Origin of the sequence: Desulfovibrio sp. JY, from assembly GCA_021730285.1 — a bacterium.
Lineage (GTDB): Bacteria > Desulfobacterota > Desulfovibrionia > Desulfovibrionales > Desulfovibrionaceae > Solidesulfovibrio.
Window position 1 is genome coordinate 2613510 of the sequence record CP082962.1, and the last position, 24621, is coordinate 2638130.

22 protein-coding genes are annotated in these 24621 nt (G+C 63.2%); all 22 read left to right on the top strand.

Going from position 1 to position 24621, the window contains the following annotated elements; genetic code table 11:
- Positions 1 to 7 precede the first annotated feature (7 nt).
- The 22 genes from K9F62_11715 (at position 8) to K9F62_11820 (ending at position 24578) form a co-directional block, all read left to right on the top strand.
- Positions 8 to 2014 carry a hypothetical protein gene (locus K9F62_11715; GenBank protein UJX39397.1) on the top strand — a complete coding sequence of 669 codons (2007 nt, stop codon included), beginning with the start codon at positions 8 to 10 and terminating at the stop codon, positions 2012 to 2014.
- Positions 2011 to 2544: a hypothetical protein gene (locus K9F62_11720; GenBank protein UJX39398.1), complete on the top strand. Its 534-nt coding sequence runs from the start codon at positions 2011 to 2013 to the stop codon at positions 2542 to 2544. The genes K9F62_11715 and K9F62_11720 overlap by 4 nt, the downstream gene beginning before the upstream one ends.
- 12 nt (positions 2545 to 2556) lie before the next feature.
- Complete coding sequence (locus tag K9F62_11725; protein UJX39399.1) at positions 2557 to 3045, top strand: hypothetical protein; 489 nt, start codon at positions 2557 to 2559, stop codon at positions 3043 to 3045.
- A 54-nt stretch (positions 3046 to 3099) separates the two neighbouring features.
- The gene (locus K9F62_11730; protein ID UJX43192.1) at positions 3100 to 4995 is read left to right on the top strand and encodes a secretin and TonB N-terminal domain-containing protein; all 1896 of its coding nucleotides are present in this window, start codon (positions 3100 to 3102) and stop codon (positions 4993 to 4995) included.
- An 11-nt stretch (positions 4996 to 5006) separates the two neighbouring features.
- Complete coding sequence (locus K9F62_11735) at positions 5007 to 7037, top strand: AAA family ATPase (GenBank protein ID UJX39400.1); 2031 nt, start codon at positions 5007 to 5009, stop codon at positions 7035 to 7037.
- A gap of 99 nt (positions 7038 to 7136) precedes the next feature.
- A complete protein-coding gene (tadA, locus tag K9F62_11740) occupies positions 7137 to 8843 on the top strand; it encodes a Flp pilus assembly complex ATPase component TadA (protein UJX39401.1) in 1707 nt (568 codons plus the stop codon).
- Positions 8844 to 8874: 31 nt separating this feature from the next.
- A complete protein-coding gene (locus K9F62_11745) occupies positions 8875 to 10101 on the top strand; it encodes a type II secretion system F family protein (GenBank protein UJX39402.1) in 1227 nt (408 codons plus the stop codon).
- A gap of 88 nt (positions 10102 to 10189) precedes the next feature.
- Entirely contained in the window at positions 10190 to 11512 is a 1323-nt protein-coding gene (locus K9F62_11750; GenBank protein UJX39403.1) for a sigma 54-interacting transcriptional regulator, read from the top strand.
- Between the two features lie 194 nt (positions 11513 to 11706).
- Positions 11707 to 12126 (top strand): type II secretion system GspH family protein, encoded by a 420-nt coding sequence (locus tag K9F62_11755; GenBank protein UJX39404.1) that lies wholly within the window; start codon positions 11707 to 11709, stop codon positions 12124 to 12126.
- Positions 12127 to 12260: 134 nt separating this feature from the next.
- Positions 12261 to 12644, top strand: coding sequence for a prepilin-type N-terminal cleavage/methylation domain-containing protein (locus tag K9F62_11760; GenBank protein UJX39405.1), 384 nt, complete (start codon positions 12261 to 12263; stop codon positions 12642 to 12644).
- A 113-nt stretch (positions 12645 to 12757) separates the two neighbouring features.
- Positions 12758 to 14878, top strand: a complete 2121-nt coding sequence (locus K9F62_11765) for a pilus assembly protein TadD (GenBank protein UJX39406.1) — start codon at positions 12758 to 12760, stop codon at positions 14876 to 14878.
- A gap of 157 nt (positions 14879 to 15035) precedes the next feature.
- Complete coding sequence (locus K9F62_11770) at positions 15036 to 15494, top strand: GspH/FimT family pseudopilin (GenBank protein ID UJX39407.1); 459 nt, start codon at positions 15036 to 15038, stop codon at positions 15492 to 15494.
- Positions 15491 to 15958 (top strand): type II secretion system GspH family protein, encoded by a 468-nt coding sequence (locus tag K9F62_11775; protein ID UJX39408.1) that lies wholly within the window; start codon positions 15491 to 15493, stop codon positions 15956 to 15958. The genes K9F62_11770 and K9F62_11775 overlap by 4 nt, the downstream gene beginning before the upstream one ends.
- 1 nt (position 15959) lies before the next feature.
- Entirely contained in the window at positions 15960 to 16496 is a 537-nt protein-coding gene (locus tag K9F62_11780) for a prepilin-type N-terminal cleavage/methylation domain-containing protein (GenBank protein UJX39409.1), read from the top strand.
- Between the two features lie 184 nt (positions 16497 to 16680).
- On the top strand, positions 16681 to 18183 hold the full coding sequence (locus K9F62_11785; GenBank protein UJX39410.1) for a polymer-forming cytoskeletal protein: 1503 nt from the start codon (positions 16681 to 16683) through the stop codon (positions 18181 to 18183).
- A 171-nt stretch (positions 18184 to 18354) separates the two neighbouring features.
- Positions 18355 to 19737, top strand: a complete 1383-nt coding sequence (locus tag K9F62_11790; protein UJX39411.1) for a hypothetical protein — start codon at positions 18355 to 18357, stop codon at positions 19735 to 19737.
- 215 nt (positions 19738 to 19952) lie between these two features.
- Entirely contained in the window at positions 19953 to 20513 is a 561-nt protein-coding gene (locus K9F62_11795) for a lytic transglycosylase domain-containing protein (protein UJX43193.1), read from the top strand.
- A gap of 115 nt (positions 20514 to 20628) precedes the next feature.
- Complete coding sequence (locus K9F62_11800) at positions 20629 to 20973, top strand: carboxymuconolactone decarboxylase family protein (GenBank protein UJX39412.1); 345 nt, start codon at positions 20629 to 20631, stop codon at positions 20971 to 20973.
- A gap of 105 nt (positions 20974 to 21078) precedes the next feature.
- A complete protein-coding gene (locus K9F62_11805) occupies positions 21079 to 21561 on the top strand; it encodes a hypothetical protein (GenBank protein ID UJX39413.1) in 483 nt (160 codons plus the stop codon).
- 25 nt (positions 21562 to 21586) lie between these two features.
- A complete protein-coding gene (locus K9F62_11810) occupies positions 21587 to 22540 on the top strand; it encodes a hypothetical protein (protein ID UJX39414.1) in 954 nt (317 codons plus the stop codon).
- Positions 22541 to 22556: 16 nt separating this feature from the next.
- Entirely contained in the window at positions 22557 to 23723 is a 1167-nt protein-coding gene (locus K9F62_11815; GenBank protein ID UJX39415.1) for a lytic murein transglycosylase, read from the top strand.
- 27 nt (positions 23724 to 23750) lie between these two features.
- Positions 23751 to 24578: a polysaccharide deacetylase family protein gene (locus tag K9F62_11820; GenBank protein UJX39416.1), complete on the top strand. Its 828-nt coding sequence runs from the start codon at positions 23751 to 23753 to the stop codon at positions 24576 to 24578.
- Positions 24579 to 24621: the final 43 nt, after the last annotated feature.

Here is a 24621-nt window from a genome sequence, read left to right on the forward strand (position 1 = left end):
CACGACGATGGCCAAGGAAAAAGCAACCACGCCGAACCAGCGGCTGCTGGAGATGATCCGCCGACCGGCCGGAAAAACGGCGGCGAGCGCCCCCCCGGAGCAAAAAACGGGGAGGGGGGCGCGTCTTTTTTCCTTCGGCAAGGCCGTTTCCGTCGGCGTGGACATCGGGCAGACGCAACTGACCTGTATCAAGGTGCGTGGCCACGATGCCGGTTTCGAGGTGCTTGGGGCCGTCGTCGTCCCCGTGCCGGAGGGTGTCGCGCCGGGCAAGGAGGGCTTTGCGGCCTTGCTGCGCCGCACGCTGTCCGAGCTGTGCGGCCCCGGCCCGGCCCCGCGCATCTGGGCGGCGGACCAGAGTTCCCGGGCCAACATCCAGTTCGTGACCATCCCCAAGGTGTCCTCCGGCCAGGTGGACAACGCGATGTTCTGGACGGCCAAAAAGGAAATGAGCTTCGACGAGGCTTCGGTGGTGTTCGATTTCGAACGCCGGGGCGAGACGACCGAAAAAGGCATGGAGCGGCTCGGCGGGCTGGCCTACACCGCGCCGCGCGAAGCCGTCGAGGCGTTGCGGGCCGATTTCGCCAAGGCCGGTTTTCCCCTGGCCGGGCTCACCCTCGAATCCTTTGCCGACCAGAACTTCTACCGCCGCCGCATCCTGCACGAGGCCGCCGGGGCCACGGCCAACCTCCATGTGGGCCAGAACTGGTCGCGCCTGGAAATTTTCAACGACGGCAACCTGATGTTCGTGCGGGTCATCAAGACTTCCATGTCGGGCATGGAACAGGCCGTGATGGAGGCCCTGGAGGCGAACCTGTCCGCCACGCCGCCGCCCGTGCCGGAACAGGGCATGGCCCTGGCCCCGGGCGCGGCCGGGGAGGCGCTGCTGGACCTGGACGACGGCGGGGATGCCGCAACGGGCCTGGTGCTCGAACTCGAGCCCGAACCCGAGGTCACGCCCCCCCCGAAAAGCGCGGACAAGCCGGACCGGCCGCGCGTGACCAAGGCGCAGGCCCGGGAGCTTTTCTGGAGCATCATCTACGGCTGCGAGGATCTGGGCACCTGCCATCCCGGCCTGGGGCTCGAGCCCGAGGACGTCATGGGCATGCTCGAACCCGTGGCCTCGCGGCTGGTGCGGCAGGTGGAAATGACGCTCAAGCACTACCGCGAGTCGTTCGGCTATGACGCGGTGTCGCACCTGACCGTGTCGGGCCTTTTGGGCGGTAGCAAGACGTTCGTGTCCTATATCGGAGAACAGACGGGACTTCGCTGCACCCCCCTCGATCTGCTGGGGGAGCGCGTGCCCAAGGTGCCGCTCCTCGACGGCTGGATGCTGCCCGGCCCGGCCTGGAGCCAGGCCCTGGGACTGGCCCTGGCCGATGTGGACGTCACGCCGAGCGTGTTTTTCACCTACCGGGAAAAGGCTTCCGCCCGGGTCTCGCGCCTGCTCGAGCAGTGGACGCTGATCGTTTTGGCCCTGGTGCTCGCGACCATGGCGTTTTTTTCCTTCGACGCCGCTTCCACCCGGCGTGCGCTCACCCGGGAACGGGACGCGGTCAACAGGGAACTGGCGTCCCTGGGCGGCGGCATGGACGTGGCCTCCCTGTCGAAGATGACGGACGATCTTCGCGCCAAGCGGGCGATGCTGCGCGCCTTTGCCGGGCGCAACCAGGCGGTCGGCGTCTGGGAGAGGGCCCTGGCCCTGGCGCCGGACGGCGTCGGCGTCGGTACGCTGACCACCGAACTCGGCGCGCCGCGGGAGCCGCGGGAGCCGAGCGGTAAAAACGGCAAGAAAGGCAAGGACGCGGCGGGAACGGGGCGTCTGGTCATCGACGGCATGATCACCGGCGATGCCCGCCTGTTCGATTCGATGCTGGCCAGCTATGTGGTGGCCCTCGAAGGGGAGCCGCTTTTCGAGAATGTCACGGTCAAAAAAAGCGAACTGGAACCCCTTGCCGACGGCGCTTCGGGACTGCGCTACGTCATCGGCCTCGAGCTTTCGGAGACCAAGCCATGAAGCTTACCGAGATCAAGCGCCGCCTGCCGCCCCGTACCGTGGGATTTCTGGTCGCGGGCGCGGTCATCGCGGCAGGGTTCATGGCGCTTTTCATCGTGCCGGATTACCACGCCGCCCGGGAACTCAGACGGGAGGTCGGGCACTTGCAGGCGTCGCTGGCCATGCGTCGCCAGTTCGCCCCGGTCACCAAGTTGCTCACCCAGGCCCGGGAGCATTTGCAGCAGGTGGGCCCGGTCGGCGGCAAGACCACGCTGCCCTTGTCCGACGTGGGCCGGCTCAACACGATTTTCGGGGACATGGCCGCACCGCTCGGGCTGCGGGTGACGCGCGTTTCCCCGGACCCTTCCTCGGTAACGCGAAAGGGCCTGCTGGCGGTTCGGTTCGGATTTCTGGGACCGGCGGAGGCCTTTCGGGAATTCATGCTGGTCCTTGGCCGGTACGGGCCCCTGGTCAAAGTGGAGTCGGTGTCCACCATGGCCGGCGCGGATGGGCGCGAATACGCCATGAAATGCTGGCTGGCGATCAAGTAGGCGGGTTGGGCAATGAGCAAACGCGAGAAAATCCTTTTGGCGGCGGTCTGCGTCACGGCCGTGATCGGGCTTTGGATCACGCTGGACCGGCCTTCGTCTCCGCCCGCCCGCAAGCCCAATCCCGGCGACGCCTCCCAGGCCGCGAACCTGTTGCGCGCCATCAAGGATTCGGATCTGAGCCCGGCCGAGAGCTCGCTGGTTGCGGCCATCGGCGAGAAATGGCCGGTAACGTCCTTTTACGACAAGCCGTTGTCCGGGCGCGCTTCCGTGCAACAAGCGGTTTTGCCCCACTACTCGGGATACGTGGAGCTTGGCAGCGGCAAATTGGCCGTCGTTGATGGCATGGAATACCAGGTCGGCGACGCCCTGGATGGCGGCGGCTACAAGGTCGTGGCCATCGCCCCGGACCATGTGGTGTTGGAGAGTCTGGCCAACGGGCAGCAGGTGACGATTCCCTACGAGGGTCAGGAAGCCCGGGGGCAGGACGCCCATGGACGCTAAGCCATGGCGTGTCGCGCCGGACAGGATGGGAGAATGCATATGCGAGGTCGCGTCATGAAGGCGGGGAAGTGGGGCAGGGCCGCGTTGGCGGCGCTTTTGACGGTGTCCCTGACCGCGCCGGGTTGCGTGAAAAAGCCGCACAAGGATGCCTTTATCGAGCATTGGGATGCCCGGGCCGCCCAGTCGGATGGCTATTCCCCGACGAGTCATCCGCGTCGGATCGAATTCAAGAAGGCGGCCCTCGCCTCCAAGAAGGACAAGGTTGCGGAGAAGCCGGCGCGGCCCTTGCCCACCCAGAAAGTGACGCTGCGCATGTACGACACGGACCTGGTGGCCGTGGTGCGGGCCATGGCCCGGGCGGCCAACCAGAACGTGGTGCTTTCCTCGTCGATTCCCGGTTCGACCGGCTCCGGCGCGGGGCCGCAGCAGGGCAAGGGGCTTCGCATCAACGTCAACGTGACCGACGCCCCCTGGGACGAGACGTTCAAAAGCATCCTGGCTTCCAACGGCCTGACCTACTCGGTGGAGGGCGACATCATCCGCGTGATGACCGTGGCCGACATGGAGCAGCAGCAAAAGCTCAAGGAAACCAGCAACAAAGTGGCGGCCGAAATGGCCAAGGCCAGGGAGCTCGAGCCCGACGTCACGGCCCGGGTCGAGATCAACTACGCCGAACTTTCCAAAATGTACGCCACGCTTTCGGCCATGTGCGGCTCTTCCGGCGCGACCATGCCCGGGCAGCAGCAGGCCAAACAACCGACGCCGGCCGGCCAGACCGCCCGCAACATCACGCCGGACCGGTCCACCAACGATACGATCAAGATGCACGGCCCGGGCGGGCGTCGGCCCGGCCAGCTCAATTGTTCGATCGTGCCGGACCAGCACAGCAATTCCATCATCATCCAGGCCCCGGAGGAAGACGCGAAAAAACTGGTGGCGCTGATCGAAGAGCTCGACAAGCCGCGTCCCCAGGTCAAGCTCAAGGCGTTTATCGTGCAGACCGACCGGACCACGGCCCAGGCCCTCGGCGTGCAGTGGGGCGGGGTGCTGAAAAACTCCAACTTCCGGATGTCCCCGGCCCAGACCGCGACGAGCTCCACCACCACGACGTCGGGCAATAACGGTTCGACCTCGGCCGCCGGCGGTTCCTCCAACGCAACCCTCAGTGGCTCCGGCAGTTCCTCCAACGCCAATAGCGGCAGCACGAGCGCCAGCAACGTGTCGACGCCGATTTTCCCCGGCGGCACGTCCGGCAACGGTTTCGGCCTCAACTATCCGGCCCTGACCAATTCCCTGACCACGGCCTCGGGCCTTGGGGCCGCCGGCGCCGGGGTCGACTTCCTGTTCGGCAAGATCGGGGAAAACGTGCTGGAGGCCCAGCTCACCGCCCTGGCCGAGGAGAACAAGTTGAAAATCCTGGCCAGCCCCACCATCACCACCATGGAGAACCAGACGGCCTTCGTGGAAAACGGCATGGACGTGCCCTACACCTCCACTTCCCAGAACGGCACCAACGTCCAGTTCGCCAACGCCACCCTGCGCCTCGAGATCCTGCCCCATGTGGTCGACGGCACCAACCTGCGCATGAAGATCACGGTCAAGGACGACCAGGTGGACACCACGCGCACCGTGGACGGCAACCCCTACATCTACAAGCGCGAGACCCAGTCGAACCTGGTGGTCGAGGACCGCGAGACCATCGTCATCTCCGGGCTGGTCCGGGACACGGTGTCCGACGGCAACTCCGGCGTGCCCTTTTTGCGGGACATCCCGGGGCTTGGCTGGGCCTTTAAGTCCAAGAACTCGAGCGTCGAGCGCGAGCAGATGCTTATTTTCATAACGCCCATCATTCTCAAGGAAAAACCCATCGCGCCGGTGCCGCCCGTGGCCGATCGCGTCGACCCCAAAGCCCTCTCGCCCGTCGCGGCGGCCGAAGTCGTCAGACCCTAAAGGAGTGTGCCATGAGCTACTATAAGGCCCTGGGCCTCGTCCGCGAGCCCTTCTCCAACTCTCCGGACCCGGATTTGCTCTACCGGGCCCCGTCCCACCTGGAATGCCTGCAGCACATGGAAATCGCCGTGCGTCTGCGGCGCGGACTCAACGTGGTGCTCGGCGAGGTGGGCACGGGCAAGACCACGCTCGGCCGGGAACTGACCCGGCTCCTCGACGGCGACGACGATATCGAGGTGCATTTCATCGACGACCCCTACCACGCCACGCCCGAGGATTTCCTGTTGTCCCTGGCCCGGCTGTTCGGCCTGGACGCGGCGTCGCTCGGGCGCGACGCGGGGCTTTTGCGCGAGGCGCTCAAGGCCGAGCTGCTGCGGCGTGGCCAGGACGGCCGGCGCATCGTGGCCCTCATCGTGGACGAGGGGCAGAAGATCACGCCGCCGTGCCTGGAGCTTTTGCGCGAACTGCTCAATTTCGAGACCAACACCCACAAGCTGTTGCAGATCGTCATCTTCGCCCAAAACGAGTTCGAGGACGTGCTGGCCGCGCGGCCCAACCTCGAGGACCGGGTCAATTTTCGCTACCGGCTCTTGCCGCTCACCAGGCCCCAGACCCGGCGCATGATCGAGACCCGTCTGGCCCTGTGTTCCCCGGAAGGGCGCGTCCCGGCCGTGTTCACGTCCCTGGCCTGCCGGCGCATCCATCGCCTGACCGGCGGCTATCCGCGCAAGATCGTGCGGCTTTGCCACCTGTCCATGCTGCTGGCTGTCGGTTTCGGCCGCCAGCGCATCGGCTGGGGGCTGGTCGGCCGGGCGGCCAGGGAGCAGCGGGGGGGCACTTCCCTGTGGTTGCGTCGGGGAGGGCTTGCCGCCGGCTGCGCCCTGGCCGGGCTCATCACCGTCGGCATGGTAAGCGGCCAGCCGCCGTTCGTGCGCCACGGCGCGGAGATCCTGACCCGGGCGGTCGCTTCCCTGTCCCCCGCCCAGGCTCCCGCCCCGGCCCTTGCGCCGAGCGGCGACCGGGCGCCGGCCATGCCGGCAGCTCCCGTAGCCGAGGCCGCTTTGGCCAAACCGGCCGTGCCGCTTTTGGCCGCGCATGGTGGCGCGGTCGTGTCGCCGGCGGCCGAAGCTCCGAGCCCGGTCGCCTCCCGGACAGTGCAAGCCGAAGCCCCGGCCGCCTCGCCAGCGGCCGGGAAAACGCCCGAGACCGTCTCGCCAACGGCTAGGGCGGTCCCGTCCACGGCCGAAACCGTCGCGCCGGAGTCCGGGGCGCGCCAGGGGCGGGACATGGCCGCGGCGTTGGATCTGGCGGCCGCCGCCTTGCCGCCGAACGCGCCGGAGAACATCATTGTGGTCGCCCCGGACGACGGCTTGCCGGCAGCATCGGCCGTGGCCGCCGCCGCGATCTCTCCCGAACTGCCGCCGGCCATGCCCGTTGCCGGCGACGCGGTTTCCGGAAAGGCGGCCGCGCCGGACAGGATCGGCGCCTGCGTCATGCGCCCGGGCTGGAGCGTGAGCAGGCTTGCGGCGCGGCTCTACGGCAACGGCGGCAGGAAGGTGCTGGCCCAACTGTCGGTCGCCAATCCGGGCAAGCATTTCAACACGATACGGGTCGGCGAAACCCTGGTCTTTCCGCCCATCGAAGCCGCCGCTCCTCCGGCGGGATCGTACCTGGTCAAGGTGGCCGGCGTCGACGGGTTGCAGAAGGGATACGCCTTTATTTCCCGCCATATAGCCACGACGGAACTCTCGCTTTTCTGCACCCGGCTGCCCGATGCGAGCCTGCGTTTCGACGTGGTGCTGCCCGTTTTGTACCCCAATCAGGCAGCGGCGGAAGCGGCCCTGGCGGGCCTTCCCCGGGAACTTGCGGCCCGGGCGGTGCTTCTGGGCGGGTATCCGGCCGGCACGACCTATTTCACGGAACTCGGCTCGGCCTCCCGACCGGCCCCCGGCGTGACCCGGGCCGTGGCCGCCGTGGTTGCCAAGGCCCCCGTCCGGCAGGTGGCCGAACGGCAGCCGTCGCCGCTTCCCGGACAACCGTAGACCTGGACGAAATGCCCAAGCCGTGACAGGGAAGGGCCGACCGCGCGTATAACGTGATCACACGGGCGTTTCCGCGCCTGCCGGACCCGGGGAAGAGGAATGGAGCCCAGAAAACGTCTGCGTCTTGGCGAGATGCTTGTCTCCGCCGGACTTGTGACCGAAGACCAGTTGCGTCAGGCCCTTGCCGCCGGCAAGCGGGCCGGGCTGCGCCTTGGGCAGCAGCTCGTGCGCGAAGGCACGGTCAAGGAATCCGACATTGTCGACCTGATCAGCCGGCAAATGGGGCTTTCCAAATATACGCCCGAACGCTTTCCGGTGGACGGCAGCCTGGCCGCCATCATTCCGGCCGAAATGGCCCTGCGCGCCCGGCTCGTGCCGCTGCAAAAGACGGGCAACCTCATCCGGGTGGCCATGCCCGACCCCCTCGACGTCAGTTCCATCGAGGACATCGAGATCTACAAGAACTGCGAGGTGGAACCCGTCATTTGCACCGAGCGGGAGCTTGGCCACCTGACCAGCGCCATCTACGGCATGGGACTCGGGCTCGAGGGCGTGCTCGACAGCATCGAGAGCATGCGCGACGACGAGAAGCCGGCCGCGCGCACGACCGAGGACGTGCAGGTCAGCTCCCTGGAGGACATGGCCGGCGAGGCCCCGGTGGTGCGCTTCGTCAATTCGCTTTTGTCCCAGGCCGTGCGCGAGGGCGCAAGCGACGTGCACATAAGCCCCGAGCGCGACCAGGTGCAGATCCGCATGCGCGTCGACGGCAAGCTCAAGGCCGTGCCCTCGCCGCCCAAGCCCATGATCCTGCCCATCGTTTCGCGCATCAAGATTCTCGGCAACCTCGACATCGCCGTCAGCCGCGTGCCCCAGGACGGCCGCTTCACCGTGGCCATCGACAAGCGGGAGATCAACATCCGCGTCTCGACCCTGCCGACCATCCATGGCGAGAATCTGGTGTTGCGTCTTTTGGACATGAGCGCCGGCGGGTTGCTTTTGACCGACCTGGGCCTTGCCCCGGACGACCTGGCCAAGCTTCGGCTGGTGGTGGAAAAGCCCTACGGCATGTTCCTGGCCACCGGGCCGACGGGTTCGGGCAAGTCCACCACGCTTTTCGCGTTGCTTCGCGAGATCAACCGGCCGGACATCAACGTCGTCACCCTGGAGGACCCGGTCGAGTATCGCCTGGACGGCGTGCGCCAGGTGCAGCTCAACCGTCGGGCCGGCATGACCTTTGCCAGCGCCCTGCGCTCCACCTTGCGCCAGGACCCGGACGTGGTGCTGGTGGGCGAGATCCGCGACGCCGAGACTGCCGCCATCGCCACCCAGGCGGCGCTCACCGGCCACAAGGTGCTCTCCACCGTGCATACCAACGACGCGGCCGGCGCGGTCATGCGGCTTATGGACATGGGCATCGAGCCGTTTCTGGTGTCCTCGGTGCTGGTCGCCTCCATTGCCCAGCGCCTGGTGCGCCGGGTCTGCCCCAACTGCGCCGAGCCCTACACGCCAAAGCCCGAGGTGCTGCGGTTTTGGAACCTGGAAGACACGCAAGGTGCGGTTTTCATGCGGGGCCGGGGCTGTTACATGTGCGGCGATACGGGATTCAAGGGGCGCGTCGGGCTTTACGAAATCCTGGTCATCGACGAGGATATCCAGGAAATGGTGGCCAAGCGCGCCACGTCGCGGGAGATCTCCCGGTTCGCCGCCGATTCGGGGCGGCTGAAACTGCTTCAGGACGACGCGCGCCTGAAAATCCTGGAAGGCAAGACCACCTTCGAAGAGGCCTCCTCGGCGGTCATGCTCTGATGCCTCCGCCCGCTAACAAGGACGCCGCGTCGTGCCGCAATATTCCTACGAAGCCATAAACGAGGCCGGCAATACCATCCGGGGCGCCATCGAGGCCGAGAGCCCCGACGGCGCCAAAAACCGCCTGTCCGCCATGGGCTACATTCCGGTGTCGGTCCAGCGCGGACTTGGCGACTCGGGCGGCGGCACGTTCAGTGTCCTGGAGGCGGCGCTGTCCCGGGTCAAGCCCCAGGAACTGATCCTTTTCACCAAGCAGTTCAAGACGATGCTCGCGGCCGGGCTGTCCATGCTCGAGATCCTCAAGGTGCTGGAGCAGCAGACGGAAAACCCCCGCCTGCGGCGCCTCTGCGGCCGTATGGCCGACGACGTCAAAAAAGGCGCATCCATTTCCGAGGCCCTGGCCGTGCACAAGGGCGTTTTTTCGCCGCTCTACGTCAGCATGGTGCGGGCCGGCGAGACGGCGGGCGCTTTGCCGGAGGTGCTCGACCGGCTCATCTACATCATTTCCCACGAGCATCAGGTCCGCTCCGATATCCGCTCGGCGCTCCAGTATCCGATGACGGTGGTGATCGCGCTCGTCGGGGCCTTTTTTTTCCTGCTGACCTTCGTGGTGCCGGTTTTCGCCAGGATCTTCGCCAACGCCCACGTCCAACTGCCGTTGCCCACGCGCATCGCCTTGCAAGCCAACCTCTTTATCACCCATTACTGGTATGCCCTGGTGGCCGGGGTGGTCGCCGTTGTGGCGGCCTTGTATTTCTGGTTCAAGACCGAAGGCGGCCAGGTGGCCCGGGATGCTTTTTTTCTGCATGTGCCGATCATCGGCAAGCTGTTCCAGAAAGCGGCCATGTCGCGCTTCGCCTCCATCTTCGCCATCCTGCAATCGAGCGGCGTGCCGGTCCTGACCACCATCGACATCCTGGTCGAAACTATTGGCAATGCGGCTATTTCCAAGGAATTCAGGCGGATTCAAGGCATGATCCGCACCGGGCAGGGGCTTTCCGCGCCGCTTTCCCGGGCCAAGTATTTCACGCCCATGGTGGTGACCATGGTGTCGGTGGGCGAGGAGTCGGGCAATCTCGACGACATGCTTTCGGCCATAAGCGAGCACTACGACGCCGAGGTGGCCTATGCGGTCAAACGCCTGTCCGATGCCCTGGGGCCGATTCTGATCGTGGGACTGGCCGGCGTGGTGGGGTTTTTCGCGCTGGCCATTTTCCTGCCCATGTGGGACATGGCCCAGGTGTCGCTGCATCATTGAGCTGCCGGCGGCGCAAGTGAAAAGCGGGGCGCTACGGGCGCGGGACAACGGCAGGGAGCGTAAAAAGGCAATATTGGACGGCAAGGGCATGCGGCGACGATTCGATCCGGGACTGGCGGTGCTGGTCCCTGTCATCCTGGGTGGCGTTGCGGCCCTTTCCGTACTGTGCGCCTCCTGGCTGCCGGTCTTTTTTCCGCACCTCGTGCCGGCGGGGAGCCCCGCTGTCATGGCGCTGGTTTCGGGCGTCTGCGTGGCCGGGGTGTCCGCGGTGTTCGTCCTTGTGGCCCTGCGCCCCATACGGCGCCTTCTTTCCACCGCGCCGCCGGTCTTGCCCCCCTCACCCGTCGCTTCGGGCCTCGTCCTGGGGGAATTCGACCGGCTGGGGTTGGTGGCCGACCAGATGGCCGAGACACTCGGCAAGCTGGACGCCCGAGCGCTTTTTCCGGACATGGTGGGGGAAAGCCGGATCATGCGCGGGGTGTTCGCCCAGATTCTCAAGGTGGCTGCGACAGACGCCACAGTGCTGCTCCTCGGGGAATCGGGTTCGGGCAAGGAGCTGGCCGCCAGGGGCATCCACGACAAAAGCCCCAGGGCGGCCGGGCCATTCGTTGCGGTCAACTGCGCCGCCATCCCGCCGGGACTTTTGGAAAGCGAGCTGTTCGGCCATGAGAAGGGCGCTTTTACCGGGGCCGTTTCCCGCCAGATCGGCAAGTTCGAGCAGGCCGGCGGCGGTACGCTTTTTCTGGACGAGATCGGCGACATGCCGCTCGAGACCCAGTCCAAGATACTGCGGGCGCTGGAAACGCGCCGCATCGAGCGGTTGGGAGGCAACCGTGGCCTGCCCGTAAACGTGCGCATCGTGGCCGCCACCCACCGCGACCTGGCCGCCATGATCCGCCAGGGCACGTTTCGCGAGGACCTTTTCCACCGGCTCAACGTCTTTCCGCTGTCCCTGCCGCCGCTTCGGGAGCGCCGGGAGGACATCCCGATCCTGGCCGAACGGTTTCTCGAGGCGCTTCGCCCCGGAGCCACGCTTTCGGTCGAGGCCTTGCAGCGGCTTTTGGCCTATGACTGGCCGGGCAATGTGCGCGAGCTCAAAAATACCATGGAACGGGCGGCCGTGCTGTGCGGCGATACGATGGCGGTTTCCCCGGTCCATCTGCCGGGTCTGGCGGCCGGGGGGCCCGATGCCGCCGCTGCCGCCGGCGCCGCCGGCGTGGGGAACGATCTGGACGGGCGGCTTACGGCCTATGAGAAGTCGCTGATCGAGGCCGCGCTGTCGCGCACGGGCGGGGTGCAGGCCCGGGCGGCGGCGCTTCTTGGCATCAAGGAACGCAGCCTCTGGCACCGGGTGAAAAAGCTCGGCATCCATCCGGGTGCGTTCAAGGATTCCGGCGGGGACGCGGATTAATCTCCAAAATTTGATGTTCTTTTCATCAAAATTTGGAGTATTATGCGGCCTGACATTTAGGGGCTTGAACTGTTTGTCGGGCAAAACGTCCGGAAACCGGTTCGTTAAGGGAATGTGGCTTTGTTGGCATGATGCATGCTTATAAAAAATAACCCGCCTTGGGCGCAAACACTGCTTATCGGAGGAGAATGGAAATGCTGCAAGTCGCCGATCGTCGCAAAAAAGGACAGCAGGGCTTTACCCTGATCGAAATCATCGCCGTTCTGGTCATCCTGGGCATCCTGGCCGTGGTGGCCGTGCCCAAGTATATTGATCTGCAGAAAGATGCCCGCAAGAGCGCCGCGCAGGGGTTGGTCGCGGCCGCGCAGTCCCAACTTTCCATGGGGTATGCGGCCCAGCTGCTCAATACAACTGCAGCCGCAAGCAGCCCTGCGGATGAATGTAAGAAAGTGGTTGTGAGCAATGGTACCTCGGGTGGAAATGTCTCGTGCACGGGCGACAGCTGGAAAGCCAATGTAACCATTAAGGCGAATGTCCCTGGCGGAGATGACGTGACCGGTTATTGGAACAGCCCTGAAGCCACAGCCACCGCCACCGAACCCAAAGCCAATTAATTGCAGTTGGGAATGTCGTTTCATTGTGCTAATGGAAGAGACGCCGCAAGCATCGTCTGTGGCGTCTCTTCTTTAAATATATGATTTCCGGGGAAAGGAATATTCAAATATGCAGAACCGGCAAGAAGTCTTGCTTGTCGGATTATACTTTTTATACCTGCTCTGGATTTACACTTATAGAATTCGTCAGTGTCCTGGTCCTTCTCAGCATTCTTGCCGTCGCCGCCGTCTCCCATTATGATTCCTTGCTAGACGAGGCGAAACGGCGCGGTGCGCAAAATCTCGTTGCCGCCGCCCAGACCCAACTCAGCCTGGAATTCGCCCGGCGGGCCGTGGCCGGCCTTGCCCTGGACGCGGATGCCCAGAATATCTGCGGGTGGGTCATTGTTGATAGTCCGGAGGTCGCCGCTTCAATAAACTGTACCGGAAACATCAGTGGCGACGTCTCCATCACCGCCAACATCGAAGAGCAAAACGTGACCGGGAACTGGAACAGTCCCCTTGCGGGCGGAACGTGACCCCGCCGATGTTGCGAAACGACCATACTCGGGCGCGCGTCGCCAGCCTTGTCGTGGTTGCGGTTTGAGCCCGCGCCGGTCCGCACGCCACAACATCCGCTTTTCCTGAGAACATGATGCAGCACGTTTCTTCCTGGGGCCGGTCCTTCAAGCCTTGGCCCGTCCTGCTCCTTTTTTGCGGTCTGGCCGTTCTGTGGGGACGCTGGCCCATCGTAGCCCTGGATTTCGACCTCTGGTACCATCTGACCGGCGGGGCCTGGATCGTCCAACACATGCGGCTGCCCGACGCGCCCTTTTTCTCCTACGCCCCGGCGGGCAAGGGCTGGGTGGACTACTACTGGCTTTTCCAGGTGCTGGTGCACGGGCTGTATCAGGTGGGCGGCTATGTCGCCTTGTCGCTGCTGCGTGCGACGTTGTATCTGGCCGCGGTTTGGGGCATTTTCACCTACTTTCGGGCCGCCCGGGAAGACGACGGCACGGGCGCGGCCGTCCTGACGCTTTGTTTCACCTGCGCCTATGCGTTGGCCTTGCAGCCACGCGAGGTGTTGTTGCGGCCCCACGCCTTCACCTACCTTTTCATCATCTTTTTGCATTACGTGCTCAATTACCGCCAGCGCCTCGCCTGGGCTTTGCCGGTCCTGACCGTTGTCTGGGCCAACCTGCACGGGGTGGAGTATCCCGTGGTCATGCTCGTTTTGGGCGCCTATCTGGGCGAATATTTCCTGGCCAAGCTCATGCGCCGCGAGAGCGCCGCCGCCCGGTACAAGTCGGTGCGCTGGCCGGCCATCCTTTCGCTCTACGCCATCTGCGTCACCCCGGCCGGGTTGTCGCTCCTGGCCAAGGCCTTCGGCGGGCCGCCGTTTCACGAACGCGTGGTCATGGAGCTGGCCGCCCAGCCGCTGGACAGGTTTCTGGCGCTCTTTTTCTATCCCGACGAGCGGCTCATGGCCGGGGTGACCAACGCCCTTGTTCTCGCTGCCGCGCTTGGCGGCGTGTGGCTGGCCGTCAACCGGCGTCTGCGGGTCAGCCGGGTGGTGCTTTTTGCCGGCGGCATCGTGCTTTTACCGATGATGCGCCGGTTCACCTACGAATACATGCTGCTCACGCTGCCGATCCTGGGCGATGTGACGGCCCTGGCCGTCGCGCGCTTCGCCCGACCGCTCAAGGCGCGCGCGGCGGCCATCGTGTCGCTGGCGGCCGTGGCGCTCACGCTTTGGACTTCGGCCGCTTTTTTGGGCTATCGGCCGCATTATCCCGTGGATACGGCCCGTCTGCCGGTTGGGGTCTGCGATTTTCTCATGCAAAAGGGGCCCGGGGGACGGATTTTCAACGTGCCCAATCCCGGCGGCTATCTCCAGTGGCGTCTTTTCCCCAAGTACAAGATTTACATGGACATGCAGACCATGCTCTTTCCCGGGCTCGACCTTTTTACGAGCGTGAACGCCTTTGGCGACGTGCAGATCATGCGCGGCGTGCTGCGGGATTATGCGCCGGGATTTTTGCTGGGCGACGTACAGGACAAGGATTTTTCCAAGCGCCTCGAGAAGATCGGGGGCCATTTCGTGCCGGTCTTTTTCGACGACATGCTGACGCTCTATGCCGACGCGGACAAGTATCCCGATCTTGTCGCCCGCTATAAGCTTACGGCGCTGTCCCCGGCGACCTGCGTCACGGCCGATTACGAGGCCATGGACGCCAAGGAGCGGAAGGCGGCCATGGCCGAGTGCCAGCGGTTGCTGGCGGTCTATCCGGAGGGGCTTACGGTCAACACGGTGGCGGCCAAGATTCTGCTGGCCGAGGGGCGCACCCATGAGGCGTCGGAGATCGCCGCGCGCCTCATGGAGCGGTTTCCGGCCCGCTACATGGGCTATGCCCTGGACGGGCTGGCCGCGTTCAAGGAAGGGCGTTACGAGGATTCGCTTTCGCGCAACAAGGAGGCGCTTTCCCGGGCCTTGCCGTCCGAGCGCGAGATGGTGGTGCGAAACCTCTACGCCACCTATGCGCGGCTCAAGGAATTCGGCAAGGCGTATGAGACGCTGCTTTCCGTGGTCAATCCCATGGCGTTCAGCACGAAGTTCACGGACCTGTACGATCTGGCCATGTCGGCCATTGCCAGCGGCAAGTCCCGGGAGGGCGGGCTGCTTTTGGCCATGGCCAAGGCCAAGGCGGGGCCGGGCGATGCGGACAAGGTCAAGGAAATCGAGTCGCTCCAGGAGATGTTGCGGCGCGGCTGAAGGGAGCCGGGACGTTGCGCCCGGTGCTTCACGAATGTCGTGCTTTGGGGTAGATTTGGCGCAAGGCTGGGATTTACGCATGGACAAGGTGGCAGCAGGCGACAGAGGCAGGCGCGTCTTCGGGCGGGGCCTTACGGCCCGGCGGGGATTTTCCCTTATGGAAGTCGTCGTCGTCCTCATTGTATTGGGCATTCTCGCCATCATTGTCGTGACCCGTCTTGAGCCGCGAAATCCCCATGCCGTGGCCGAGGCCGACGCTTTGCGCTCGGTGTTGCGGTATGCCCAGTCGCGGGCCATGTCCGACGTCTACACCTGGGGCGTTTCCTTCACCTCCTCGGGCTACACTCTGGTCACCGACAACACGTCGCAAAATCCGGTGTTGCTTGGCCAGAGCACGCCGACGCATACCTTGCCGGACGGGGTCACCTGCACCTGGGCCCTGAGCAAGGATGCGAACGTCATCCTGTTCAATTGGCGCGGCGAACCGGTCGTGGGCCATATTGCCACCCTGGACGCCACCGCCGATCCGGCTGGCGCGGCGCAGACGGTCACGCTGACGGAATCGGGCCTGCCCGTCACGGTCACGGTCACGCCATTTACGGGGTTTGTGCCATGAGCAAGCCGTCTGTTGCCGCCTCGCCGGGGTTCACCCTGCTGGAAATCATCATGACGCTCGTGCTGTTCGGGATTGTGGCGGTGATTGCCGCGTCCTATTTTTCTTCGGGCATCACGCGCACGGACATCCCGGTCAAGCAGTTGCAGACCGACGCCAGCCTGCAACTTGTGTTGGAGAACATGATCTCGAATCAGCAGAGAAATTATGCGGGCGACTTGGTTGGGTTCAATACCGCACTAGGGGCTGTCGGGACGAGTCAGTCCACGTATGGCAACGGATCGAGCTACCTCATCACGGACAAGCGGTTCGTTTGCCCGGAGGACAAGGCCTTTGTCACCAATTCCAGCGCGTATCAGTTTCTGCTGGTGACCATCAAGCCGGACGCCACTTCCGGCGTCAGCCTGAGTTATCTTTTCAGCAGCAACAGTGCGAATGTGAATTGCAATATTCCGGGAAGCAATTGATATGGACGGTGCGCGAAGAAAGAACGATTCCCGCCGGGGTGGATTCACGTTGCTGGAAATGGTGTGCGTGCTGGTCCTGCTTGGCGTCGTGGCGCTTTTGACAACGCGCATGTTCACCAATCTCGTCGATGGCTACACCATGGCGCGCAATTCGGCCGCCGCCGTTCAAAAGGCTCAGAACGCCTTGCAGCGGATGACGATCGACTTTACCTACCTGAAGGTTGCGTCTTCTTCGGGGGGGGCAAATTCCATTTCCTACAACACGTCGCTTGATAATGATGCGATTGTGATATCGCAGTCTGACAATAAGATAATGTATTCATTGAATGGGACTGGGTATATATTGACGGATGGCGTCGCCGCCGATTCGCTGCGGTTCACCTATTATCCCAACTATGCCGCAACCGCTACCCCTACGTTCGACAGCAGCGGTACCGCGTTGATCGGCATCGCCTTTACCATGGTCGGGGATGATCCCAGCCAGGGGTTCTCGCAGGCGTATTCCACCCGGGTGGCACTGAACAAAGTCAAAGAGTAGCGAGTATGCCATGATGCGACATCACCACGCTTTTGTGGGGCTCTTGGGGCCAGTTTTCCGGGCGTCGTCCGGTTCCACGCTGTTGTGGATGATCGGGGCGCTTGTCGTGCTTGGCTCTGTCGCGGCCGGTGTGGCGCTCATGAGTCCGTCGGCGTCGCGGGGAAAGTTGGAGCAGGAAGCCGGCATGCGGGCCTATTACAATGCCAATGCCGGATTGCAGTTTCTCAATTCCGTCAGTGAATCCGCTGAAAACGCACAAATCAATTTCAGTAAGTTCACAAGCCAGATGGGTGGAACTGATGTTGTGACCTATACAATGCCCGACAACGGTACATTTTCCTATCAGTTGGGGAATTTGACTACGAATGGTGTGAATGGGACATATCAGATCACGAATTTGATCGGCACGGTGCAGGATGCAAACGATAAGAGCGCTTATTCCTATGTTATATATGGGGGAGGGAAGGGGGACAGTAATACAATCAGCTATACTCTTCCTCCTTCAGAGAGCCCCCTCACTCTACCAAGAAATACAGGTATTGCAGAGACTTTAAATTTTGTAGGCGACAAAATGACTGGCAATTATATGTTTTCAGCCTATAAATTTAATGGTGGCGTCGATATTAATGGCTCTTTAGATTATATTGGGGCAGGCGATTGTCTTGATTACAATGGCGGTGATTTGGGTTTATCTGATGGTACTTCACATGTGTGTTCTAATACGTGTATTATTTTAGATGGTGGGCATCCGGTATATGGCACTGTTAATGCACAGACATATGTAAAAATAAAGAATGTTACGATGAATGGAGATGTTCATGCAGGAACTTATGTTGAAAAATCATCCGGACAAACAATGACGGGTAATATATATGCCGTTACTGATGTGACTATAAGTAATGGCACGCTGGTGGGCGATATCTATGCAGGTGGTAATGTTACTATTTCAGGAGGTACTATTGATGGGTCAATATATGCCGTTGGAAATGTTGATATTGGAAACGCAACTGTTAAAAAAGAGGTGATATCTGGTGGAAATGTATCTGGACAGCAATGGAGAAGCTGGATTAATGGAAACGTTTATTATTATGGTGTGTTCGAACCTAGGCCAGATTCTTCACGCTTGGGGGGCAGTGCAATAAAAGTAAGCACAAAACCTGCAACTCCAACCGCACCGACTGAATGTAAAAGCTATGAATTGCCGGATTATAAAGATAGGACACCGACACAATTAGACCCAACGGATGACTGGGGAATCCCGTATGTGATTAAGGGTAAAAGTGATATTAAAGATGAAAGTTGGGTATTCGCAAGTGTTAACCTTACTAAGGGTGGTTTATGTTTAGATCTGTCAGATGAAAATTCTTATATTAATATTTTTGTTAATGGAAATTTTAAATTGACTGGGATATTGTCGCTAAAGACATCTTCTGGTGGTGGCTGTGTTAGTGCCGCATCTTATTCCGATTCTGATCTTATAGCCTATGCAAAACGAATTTATCTTGAAGTTGGAGGAAATGTTACATTTAATACTGATGCTCATAAATGGGTTGGAACAATTTTTGCTCAGGGCGATATAATGGGTAAGTCAACTACGAGTGTCGTTGGAACGTTGTATTCTAAAGGCACAATTGATCTCGGTGGGGGATCCGTTGCATATGCAGTTGATTCTGATTATACTAAATAGAAAATATAAATGTACGTTTGTATTGAATTTGTATGTTTATATTAGTTTATTGATTTGATAAAAAGATTGAATCCACCTGACGATCCTGTATCAATTGCCGTTAAGCTCACGGCACCTTTTCCATCATCCATTTCGCCGTAAGCAGTCTTTTTACTACGGCGAGTGGGTGCCATGGATTGCGACGGTGGGTCTGTACCGAATGCCGAAACGATCAATCCGGTTGTTTTCCAATCCGGCTCCACCCTCCTATTCACCATCGGCGCGCTCGTGGTCCTCTCCGGCCTGGCCGCAGGCTTGGTCCTCTCCTCTCCCCATGCCGTCATATCGACACTGGCCGGCGCCAATGAAATGCGCGCCTACTACCTCGCCCTGTCTGGCCTCAACCTCTGGACCGACGGCCGCACCGGCACCTTCGCCATAGGCGGCGGCACCATTACCCTGTCCCAATCCGCACAGGACGCGGGCGGCTCCGTGACCGTGACCAGCATCGGCACCGTGGGCTCCGGCTCGACACAGGAAACCAACGTGCGCGTCACGGCTCGCCGCCAAACCGCCGCCACCATCACCTTCGCCAACGATATCGACGCTTTCCAGGCCCCCCTCCTCGGCGCGGCCACCAATGTGGCCGAGGCCATACTCGTCTTCGGCACCGATGCCTCCAAGGCATCCAATAGCCTTACCTATGCGGACTGGGTCTCGCTGTGGGCCCGTAACGCCAGCCGCTACGCCGACGGCTGGGTGCGCCTTGGCGGCGAAACCCATGATTCGAACGCGGCGGCGTGGTACACCGGCAGCAAGGCTTCCTGCGACGCGGGAAAATGCGCCTTGGGAAACGGCCTGCGCGTCTGCTTCGGCTTCACTTTCGACGATTACGACAATTCGCGCGACTCCAAGGACAAGGGCGACGGCTTCACCTTCGCCGTGGTAACGGCCGAAAACGACCCGGCCACGGCAGCCGGCGGTCCCTCTGCGGGCATGATGGGCGAATACCTGGGCTATGCCGGCCCGGGGATCAGCGGGCAGGGCATAAAAGCTCCGAAGATAGCCGTCGAAGTGGACACCTACCCCAACCGGGGCGGCGGAAACCCCGCATCGTCCAATTCCCGGCGCGACAAGTCCAACGCCAACCACGTGGCCATCGTCTATTGGGGCGCGGGCGATACGAACGCCGACGACAACGTGCACGGCGCGGGGGATGCGCCCCAAAATCCGGCCAATACCAGCCTGGGCTACCGCGAACAGGCCGCCTCGGGCGGCGGGCCGAACTGGCTCGAAGACGGGGAGGAACACGCCATGCGCGTGGAAATCCACCGCGAATCACAAGGTGGGGAGGGCGTCTACACCGTGCTTGCCTGGGTCGATCCGACAGGCGCGGGAAGCGACGACGTGACCGCCGACTACACGGCCGAATCGCCTCTCGTATCGAGCTCCGTGCGCCTGGACGCCGCCGACCACGCCAGACTCGACGCCGTACGCTTCGGCTGGACCGAGTCCACGGGCGGCGAGACCCAGACCGTGGCCATACACGACTTCGCCCTGGCCTTTCGCCACTAAGCGCAGTCTGCCGGGGGGCCACCTCCCACCTGGTTCTTCCAGGCGCACTTTTTCCCCAACAACCTTGTTTCGTTGTCGATCGTACTCCCATAAAAAGTTACGGAAGGGGAGCGCGCGAGAGGGGCTACTGCCCTTTTTAAAGGGTTTCCCCTCTCGCACGTTCCCAACCCCGAAGCGGCTTGCAAAATTTACCCCGGCCACGCACACTGATCGCCATGTTCGCGCTTCGCCGCCTCATCCCGGCCCTCGTGCTGGCCGTCCTTGTCGCCGCGCCAAAGGCCGGGGCCGACACCATCTACGAATACCGCGACGCCAAAGGGTCCATCCATCTCAGCAACAAGAAGCTCAGCGACAACTACCGGCCCTTCGACTACATGCGCCTGCCCGCCGGCACGGACGAGCGCAAGGTGGTCCCCTTCATCCGCTACTACTGTCGCCGCCACGGCCTGGACCCGCGCCTCGTGACCGCCATGGTGGAAGTGGAATCCGGCTTCGAAACCCGTGCCGTCTCCCCGAAAGGCGCGGCCGGGCTCATGCAGATCATGCCCGGCACCGGCAAGGACCTGGGCCTCGACAATGCCTTCGACGGCGCAAACAACCTGGAGGCCGGCATCCGCTACATGCGCCGGCTGCTCGACGCCTACGGCGACGTGCGCCTGGCTCTGGCCGCCTACAACGCCGGCCCCGGCCGCGTCCCCAAAGGCGGTCCCATCCCCGATATCCCCGAAACCCGGGACTACGTGGCCAAGGTCATGGCCCGGGCCGGACGGCGCTGACGCCCACGCCCTTGACCCGCGCGCCGTTTTGCGCCAGCAGGGACCAATCCGGAAGCGGAGGGGTCCGCGTTTCCGGCAACCGCCGCCCCCCGGCGGCAAGCATAAGGAGGACGGCATGTCCACTGATTGGAAGGGATTGCTTGGCGACGCCATGCAGGATCTCGGCGCGTTGGCCAAAGGCAATCCCAAAATCATGAGCGCCATACGCACCTTTGACGAGGCGGCCGCCGCCCATGGCGCCCTTGACGCCAAGACCCGCGAACTCATCGCCCTGGCCGTGGCCGCGACCACGCGCTGCGAAACCTGCATCGCCGTGCACAGCAAGGCCGCCGTGGACGCCGGAGCCAGCCGCGAGGAACTCCTCGAAACCCTGGCCGTGGCCATAGGCCTCAACGCCGGAGCGGCCTTCGTCTACTCGTCCCACATCCTGAACGCCTTCGACACCCTGTCCAAGAAGTAAGGCCCAAACGCGGCGGGGCGGTCGGCAACCCTCCCGCCGCCATGGACAAAATGGCCGGAACATGCTTTCTTCGCGCCGCACGGATCGCATCTCCCGGAGGCTATAATGGCGCGTAGGGCGTTGACGGCATTTCTGGTCCTTTCGACCTTGCTGCTTGGCGGCTGCGGCCTTTTTTCCGGGACCGGACCGGCCAAGGAGCCGGCCGCTCCGGCAGCCATGCCCCTGACCGAAGACAACGTGGCCATGGTGCGCATCGAAGTGGCCAGGGCCAAGGCCACCGCGCCCAAGCCCAACGACTCGGACGCCTACCGGCGCTACGCCCGGCAGGTCTACGTGGCCTCCTGGGCCGGCAAATGGTCCGCCGCGGCCACCACCGACGCCGCCCTGGCGGCGGCCAGGGCCGGAAGCGACCCGGCCCGGGAATACCTCACCATCATGGTCTACGACATACAGCTCACCTCCGCCATGGAAGGCGTCACCCTCTCTCCCGAGGACTGGCGCGCCGTCTACGTGGGCGCGGGCGTGATGACCGATGCGGTCTTCACGGGCTACGCTGCCTTGAGCCGCAACAACAAGGTGATGCCTTAAACAACCGGCCCCGGCCGACCGCTCCATGCAATTTCGCCTCGCCCAACTGCCCGTCCAGGCTGCAAAAGTGGCCAAGGACGCCGCCCGGATCTGCATCGACCTGTTCAAGGTCATGGTGCCGATTCTGATCGGCGTGAAAATCCTCAAGGAACTCGGGCTCATCACGCTTTTGGCCAAACCCCTGGCCCCGGTCATGGGGCTGGTCGGCCTGCCCCCGGAATGCGGCCTGACCTGGGCCACGGCCATCGCCAACAACCTCTACGCCGCCCTGGCCGTGCACGCCGCCCTGGTCCCGACCATGGAACCGCTGACCGTGGCCCAGGCCACCGTCCTCGCCACCATGATGCTCGTGGCCCACAATATTTTCGTCGAAGGGGCCATCGCCAAAAAATGCGGCGTGGGCTTTACCGGACAGGCGGTCCTGCGCCTGACGGCGGGGTTCGCCCTGGGCGCGTTGCTCCACGGCCTGTTTGCCGGACTGGACCTTTTCACGGAGCCGGCGCCGCTGCTTTTCACCCCCTCGGCCGCGGACGCGGGGCTGGGGGCCTGGGCATGGGGCGAGGTGAAAAACCTGGGCATGATCTACTGCGTCATCGCAAGCCTGGTCGGGCTCATGCGCGTGCTGGGGGCCCTTGGCGTGACGCGTCTTTTCGAAACGGCGCTCATGCCCTTTTTGCGGCTGATGGGCATCGGCCGGGCGGCGGCCACCATCACCGTCATCGGGCTGGTCATGGGGCTGGCCTACGGTTCGGGACTGATCCTGCTCGACGTGCGGCAGGGCAAGGTGGAACAGCGGGACGTGTTTTCGGCCATAAGCCTCATGAGCCTGTCCCACGCGCTTATCGAGGATACGCTTTTAATGTGCTTGATCGGCGCGAGCCTGTGGGGCACATTTGTCGGGAGGCTCGTCTTTTCCCTGGTGGCGGTGGCGGTCCTGTCCCGGATCGCGCCGGCTCTGGCCAGGGCCAGGACGGCCTGAGGACGTCGGGGGAGTGATGGACAAGGCTTGGATGGCGCGGTTGCGATTGCGGTTGCGGTGGCGCTGGTACGGATACGCCCTGTCGGTGGCGCTGGTCGCGGCCTTTCTCGGGGCGGCCCTGGCCGCATTGGCCGCTTCCACGGTGGACCCGGCCTTCGAGCCGGTGGTGCGCCGGCTCGTTGCCGACGGGTTTTCCGAATCCAAGCTGCGCCGGCTGTACTCCCGCGCCGAGATGGCTTTTTCCCAAAACGCCATGGCCGATAAGCTGACGGCCCTTTACATGCGCAAATACGGGCTGCGGATCGTCGCCGACGCCCAGAACAGGCTTTCGGCCCTGGGCTGGTATCCCGGCCCGGTGGACGGGCGGCTGGACCGCATGACCAAATGGGCCATCAAGTCCTACCAGACGGCGGTGGGGCTGCCGCCGAACCCTGCGGCCAGCGAAGCGTTGCTGGCGGAGCTGGCCAAAAATCCGGTACGCGCCCCGGAGAACATCGCCTATCCGGACTTCAGCGCCCGGGAGGTGCACGAGGTGGTGCTCACCCCGGAGCGGCTGGGCGAGGCCCGGGAGTTTTACGCCCGCAACCGTGAGGCGCTTTCCCGGGTGCGGCAGCGTTACGGCGTACCCGAGGAATACCTGGTGGCCCTGCTCGCGGTGGAGACCCGCGTCGGGCGCTATCTGGGCGACCAGGTGGCCGTGGTCAACCTGTCGAGCCTGACCGCCGCCGAGGACCTGACCCGGGTGGAGTCGGTTTTCGCCTACGAGAAACCTTCGCCCGACCGGCGGGCTTGGCTGGAGAAGAAAGCCCTGGAAAAGGGCGAGTGGGCCTACGGCGAGCTCAAGGCGCTTTTGCGCTACGCCGACGCCCAGAACATGGACCCGCTGTCCATTCCCGGTTCCATTTACGGCGCCATCGGCATCTGCCAGTTCATGCCCTCCAATGCGCTCAAATACGCCGTGGACGGCAACGGCGACGGCAAGGCCGACCTCTTTGAGGTCGCCGACGCGCTGATGAGCCTGGGCAACATCCTGCGGGCCATGGGCTGGAAGCCGGGCATGTCCGAAGAGGCCATGCGCAAGGTTTTTTACGCCTACAACCACAGCCGGGTGTATGTGAACACCATCATGGACGCGGCCGCGCGGTTGCGTGAAGACGCCGCCTCCGGTAGGCTTGCGCCGTAAAGAGTTGCGATACCCGGGAGGGTGCCCATGCGCGCCGAAAGGCTTGTCGCCGCCGGTTCGGCGGTTTTGTGCCTGCTGCTGCTTCTCGCGGCGGTCCCGGTCCGGGCCGCGACCATTCTCGTCTACCACAGTTTCGGCGGGCGTTCGTCCATGTCCATTTCCATGGCGGCGTTCGCGGCCCAGCTCGACTACCTGGAACGCACCGGCCACAAGGTCATTTCCCTGGACGAACTGGTCCGCTGCATCGACGAAAAGCGCAATCCGCCCGAGGGGGCAGTGGTCATCGCCATCGACGACGGCTGGTCCTCGGTCATGGACGCCTATGTGGAGCTGAGGCGCCGCAACCTGCCCTTCACGCTCTTTTTGCCCATGGCCTACGTGGGCAGCGCCAACAGTCCCAAAACCCTGACCCAGGCCGACATCGACGAACTCAAGACCTATCCCAAGGTCACCTTCGCCAACCATTCCTACAGCCATTCCCCGCGCCTGACCCGGGATGCGGCCTTTGCCCGCGAGGACATCCGCAAAAGCGTGGAGCGTTTCCGGCAGGTGGTCGGCCACGACACCAAATACTTCGCCTACCCCTACGGCTCGACCAACGCGGCCTATACCCAGATGCTCGATGAAGCGGGGCTCAAGTACCGCTTCGTGACCGGCTTCCAGCCGGTCAGCGCCCAGACCCCGGCTGCGGCCATCCCCCGCATCGCCGCCCATCATCTGTCCCTGCCCATGCTGGCCTCGGTGCTGCGCGACCACGAGGCCATGATGGCCCGGGTGAAGCCCGCGCCGCCGACCGACGGCCCGATGCTCTCGGCCAGGCCGCCGGCGGAAAAAATTCCGCGAAACATCGAATAGCGCCGAGGTCCGGGAAGTTCCCGGCCACGAGTGGGGTGGGCGG